This window comes from Nitrosomonas sp. Nm132, assembly GCF_900100485.1.
GTDB lineage: Bacteria > Pseudomonadota > Gammaproteobacteria > Burkholderiales > Nitrosomonadaceae > Nitrosomonas.
Genome location: NZ_FNDH01000085.1, coordinates 1 through 4,165, shown reverse-complemented (window position 1 = coordinate 4,165; position 4,165 = coordinate 1). Strand labels below are relative to the sequence as shown.

4 protein-coding genes and 2 pseudogenes are annotated in these 4,165 nt (G+C 43.0%); 4 read left to right on the top strand and 2 right to left on the bottom strand.

All coding sequences use genetic code 11. The features are described 5' to 3' along the window. Positions 1–58 precede the first annotated feature (58 nt). On the bottom strand, positions 59–292 hold the full coding sequence (locus BLP80_RS14345; protein WP_090544374.1) for a putative transposase: 234 nt from the start codon (positions 290–292) through the stop codon (positions 59–61). A gap of 41 nt (positions 293–333) precedes the next feature. Next, positions 334–807, bottom strand: coding sequence for a helix-turn-helix domain-containing protein (locus tag BLP80_RS14340; RefSeq protein WP_090544372.1), 474 nt, complete (start codon positions 805–807; stop codon positions 334–336). A 1,246-nt stretch (positions 808–2,053) separates the two neighbouring features. Here BLP80_RS14340 and BLP80_RS14335 point away from each other — a divergent pair. The 4 genes and pseudogenes from BLP80_RS14335 to BLP80_RS14320 all read left to right on the top strand — a co-directional run. After that, positions 2,054–2,245 carry a hypothetical protein gene (locus tag BLP80_RS14335; RefSeq protein ID WP_143002321.1) on the top strand — a complete coding sequence of 64 codons (192 nt, stop codon included), beginning with the start codon at positions 2,054–2,056 and terminating at the stop codon, positions 2,243–2,245. A 25-nt stretch (positions 2,246–2,270) separates the two neighbouring features. After that, the gene (locus tag BLP80_RS14330) at positions 2,271–2,981 is read left to right on the top strand and encodes an RNA polymerase sigma factor FliA (protein ID WP_090544368.1); all 711 of its coding nucleotides are present in this window, start codon (positions 2,271–2,273) and stop codon (positions 2,979–2,981) included. A gap of 142 nt (positions 2,982–3,123) precedes the next feature. Further along, positions 3,124–3,387: pseudogene (locus BLP80_RS14325) on the top strand (hypothetical protein); the annotation flags it as partial. Positions 3,388–3,748: 361 nt separating this feature from the next. Continuing rightward, positions 3,749–4,165: pseudogene (locus tag BLP80_RS14320) on the top strand (IS1380 family transposase); the annotation flags it as partial.

Here is a 4,165-nt window from a genome sequence, read left to right as displayed (position 1 = left end):
AATATGCCTTTATAAAAAGTCCGGATGTATGGCAGCAATCTTTACTTTCTCAAAATCATTAACTGAAAGCTTGGCAAAAAGTGGGCGTCCATGTAGGCCCATAGTAACCAGACTGAAGCGGGAAATAGTCGGTGATACCGTCGAGCAGGCCTACCACCAGGAGTGCTGGCAACGCACACAATACGCTGCCATGAGGGACATCGAGCGCTGCTGCAAATTGCGGCGCGACTGCACTCAGCGCACCAACGCTAGCTGCCAGTCGACCGATGATGTTGTGGGTAGCCACCCCCATCGGGGCTTGCGCATCCAGCCTGGTGCGTTCACTTTTGCTGCTTAGCTTGACGCTACAGTCTTTTTTTTAACAACATGCAAACGCCCCGCCCGCACTGCTTTGCTCAGCGTGTCTTGTTTCAATTCCAGGCGATTGGCCACCTCTAGTACGCTGAGTCCTTCGGATAATAGTCGCTGCGCTTCAGTCAGCACGGGTTCGGTGAGTACCGCGGGTCCTCGCCACTTTCTCTCGATGTAGAATCCTCGCGGCCCGTGTTCACGATATCGTTTGATGGCGCGCTTGACTGTCACCAGCGGTATCCCAAATACACGCGCAATCTGGGCTTGTTTAACATGACCGCTAACGCAAAATTGGCTGGTAATCATTCGAAATGAGGCCAGATCATCGGCTGCATGGGTAAACACCGGTAAGCTGCCGTGATAGTAAGTAATTCGCTCTGCTTCACGCATAAACGACAAACTCTCGGTGACTTCGGTTACTCCGTGGGGGAATAGTGGCAAGTGAAGTTGTGGCATCAGGAATTCCTCGAAAGAATATCTGTATAGAGTTCATCTCAAAAATCGTATCTTCGCAAAATCCAGTTTGTTTGACTGCCTATTTTTGTATCTCCTCCCCTGGCACATGTAATCGATTGATTTATATTTGTTCTTTAGAATGCTTTAAAAACGAGGGATGCTCCGAGATCAGGTTGTCTGAATTTCCAGAATAATAGAAGAAATCATCTTCTGTTTCCCTTATTGGAAATTATATGAGTCCCTGATAATGCTCATTAAGTCATCGGTAAAAGTCATAGCAAAAAAGTAATTTAAAACGTAGTGAGTGCTCTGTTAAGTTATTAAAAAAGCAAGAGAAAAGGAAATAGATTGCGTACTCATAAAAACTAATAGCATTTACTGGTAGGTTATGGTTTATTGCGTCAATTTTTTGACTCAACTTTCTGAATATGAGGAAGATTGGTTTGCAAATAAAGCTAAAAAATTGCATTGGAAATCGATATTGTCGCGACTTGAATATTTTATTAAGCAATAGATTATTAGATGACTTTTTCGCCGCTTCTAAGGTTATCTATAGCGGTATTGCGGATACCAAAATTGTTGTATGAATGGTTATTTTATACCTTAACGTTGCCGTTTGATTCTAGCCGTTATACGAAGGTAGATGAAACTGTCAGTCTGAAGGTGACGGTGAATATTGTTGCCGATCATAAGCCAATTTTTCTATAAAAACGCTTGAATATAAAGCTTTAGGAGATCAGTATGCTGCTAATTCTAGATTTCAATTGCATAAAATTTTTAATCTTATAGTTTGGAACTCTCCATTTTCTCTATAGGATTTCAAATTTAGATTGGTAATGTCAAATTCTGGCAGTAACTCCAATCTATGCTGAAACAAATGAATCATGTGAGCTAGTAGCATTAATCTATAGCGTGACATTAATCGTGACAGGTTATCGGGCCAGGTCATCTTGCAAGGATCCGAGTAGAGTCGACTATCTATAGCTTTTGCAAGTTGCCGCTGATTTAATCTTAGCAAGTAGATACTGCAATTCGTAGAAATTTTAATAATTGTGGCAGGATCAGGAAAATCTATTATAAACACTCATATATTAATAAGAATTATGGATATGAGATATGTTAAATATGATTTCCCGATGCTAATCAATAAAATAAATTCTGAATTTAATACATAGAAAATATTTGGCAACATTGCGAAATCGACAAGCAATACTTACTGATAAGACATCAAATTTATGAGATGTATTTGCTTGATGAGAAGTTACAAATACTAGCCAGCTATGACCAGCCAGCGGTTGGGACTTTCCCTGCTTCTGCTTTTGTTGTTGAAGTCAAACGGTTAACAGAAAAATTATTGCGCTATTTTTATCCCAATAATACAAGTGAAAGTGTCGAAAATTTCATGCATTACGTTATATATGCAGATTATCTAAAATAAGGTGAATTTCTCGGTTTAACTCTCTATGTATACTACATCTGAAATTATCAACAAAGAACAATTCCTTGTTGAATTTACACCGCTAGTAAAACGCATTGCACGCCATATGATGGTTAAGCTTCCTGCAAGCGTGGAAGTAGATGATCTAATTCAAGCTGGCATGATTGGCTTACTGGATGCGATAAGCCGTTATGAAGGATCCTATGGACGCCAATTTGAAAGTTATGCGGTACAGCGTATTCGTGGGTCAATATTGGATGAGTTACGTGAGTCTGACTGGTTGCCTCGCAGTCTACGTAAGAAGATGCGGCAGATTGAAGTGGCTATGAGAGTGCTGGAGCAGCGTTTGGGCTGTCCTCCAAGTGAGCAGGAATTAGCAACTGAATTAAACATAACTCTTGATGAGTATCACGAGGCGATGCAGGAAGTGCGTGGTGGTCAATTGATTTATTATGAAGATTTCCAGGAGGAAGGCGAAGATCATTTCCTAGATCGCTTAAACTCTGAGTCTGATAATGGACCGCTGGAAATCTTATTGGATAAAAAATTACGGGAATCACTGGTTACAGCGATCGGGAATTTACCGCAAAGGGAAAAAATGGTAATGGGTATGCATTATGAGCAGGAAATGAATTTGCGGGAAATTGGCGAAGTACTCGGAGTCAGTGAATCACGAGTATGCCAAATACATGCTCAAGCAATAGTACGCCTCCGTTTACGGTTAAAAAATTTATGAATCGTGGATTCAAATTCGAAGTGCAACTTTTGATGGCTGTTTAGTGTAACTTACCGACACTTCGAAGAATACTGATCTGGTATCGAAGCCGCGGCGAAGTCTCTGAGAATGGCATCAAGGAGCTAAAAATCGGCTTTGTTGGCATGGGACGCGCATGCCTTGCGGGCAGTTCGAAGCGAATGCCGCCTTTTCTCGCATTGGCGTAATCGCTCATAATTTGTTTGTCCTGTTCAAGCATTCTGCACCGGGTGGCAATTGGCAGCGTCATCGAGTGGCCACAGTACGCTGGCGACTATTCCATCTACCAGGTAAGCTTGTGCAGCATGCCCGCACGCTAACGCTCAAGATCGCCGCCGAGTTCGTCAAGCTGTTCCGAGACATATGTATTAACCCGAATATTTCATAAATTGGCACGTGCCCTCACTTGTCTTTTGATTAATAAGAAAGATTTTGCTCAGTCGGGTGTATGAATCACCACACCACTCCTTCTCAAAACTTTCCTATTAATCAAAATCCTGCGTGATCATCACGCGAATATATGAAATATTCGGGTTAAAAGCTACCAATTTCTCCTTGTTTCCATTCTCATATGCATCCCTTTGCACACTAAAAAAGGAAGATAAAAATTCAATCGCGGAATTTGGGTGGGGCCCGAGATCCGCGATTCAAGGATTGAAAAGTAACGGAATGTCCTGCCACACAAGCGATCCGGTAGAATTAAGGCGATCGAAACTTTCACCTATGGGGTGATGAAATGAGGTAGGGCAATGAGGGCTTCTGCGCAAATGGTGCTTCCGTTCAAGATAGAGGCAACGGATGAGATATTGACAGCGAACGCTGGATTAGTGCTATTTGGCGAATTTGTCCATGGTCTGGGATTTAAGCGGTGGTTACAGCAAGAGATGCCAAAGCCTGGAAGTGGACACAGCTATGAAGTGACGGCCTATGTAACCTCACTGGTGCTCATGCTCAATGGTGGTGGCCGGTCGCTGAAGGATATGCGCACCCTCAAGAGCGACTCTGCATTATCCAATTTGCTGAAACTGGGTGTGCTGCCGAGCACAGATGCTGTGGGCGACTGGTTGCGCTGCACGGGTGCTGGCAAAGGACTGGCGGGTCTTTCTCGTATCAATCGGCGGATCGTTGCCGCGCGGATTCGTCAATCCGGTATCACCGCCCATACC

What these genes read in the sequence shown, in the direction of transcription:
- BLP80_RS14345 (WP_090544374.1), bottom strand. Translation starts at nt 292, where the DNA reads ATGGGGGTGGCTACCCACAACATCATCGGTCGACTGGCAGCTAGCGTT.
- BLP80_RS14340 (WP_090544372.1), bottom strand. Translation starts at nt 807, where the DNA reads ATGCCACAACTTCACTTGCCACTATTCCCCCACGGAGTAACCGAAGTC.
- BLP80_RS14330 (WP_090544368.1), top strand. Translation starts at nt 2,271, where the DNA reads ATGTATACTACATCTGAAATTATCAACAAAGAACAATTCCTTGTTGAA.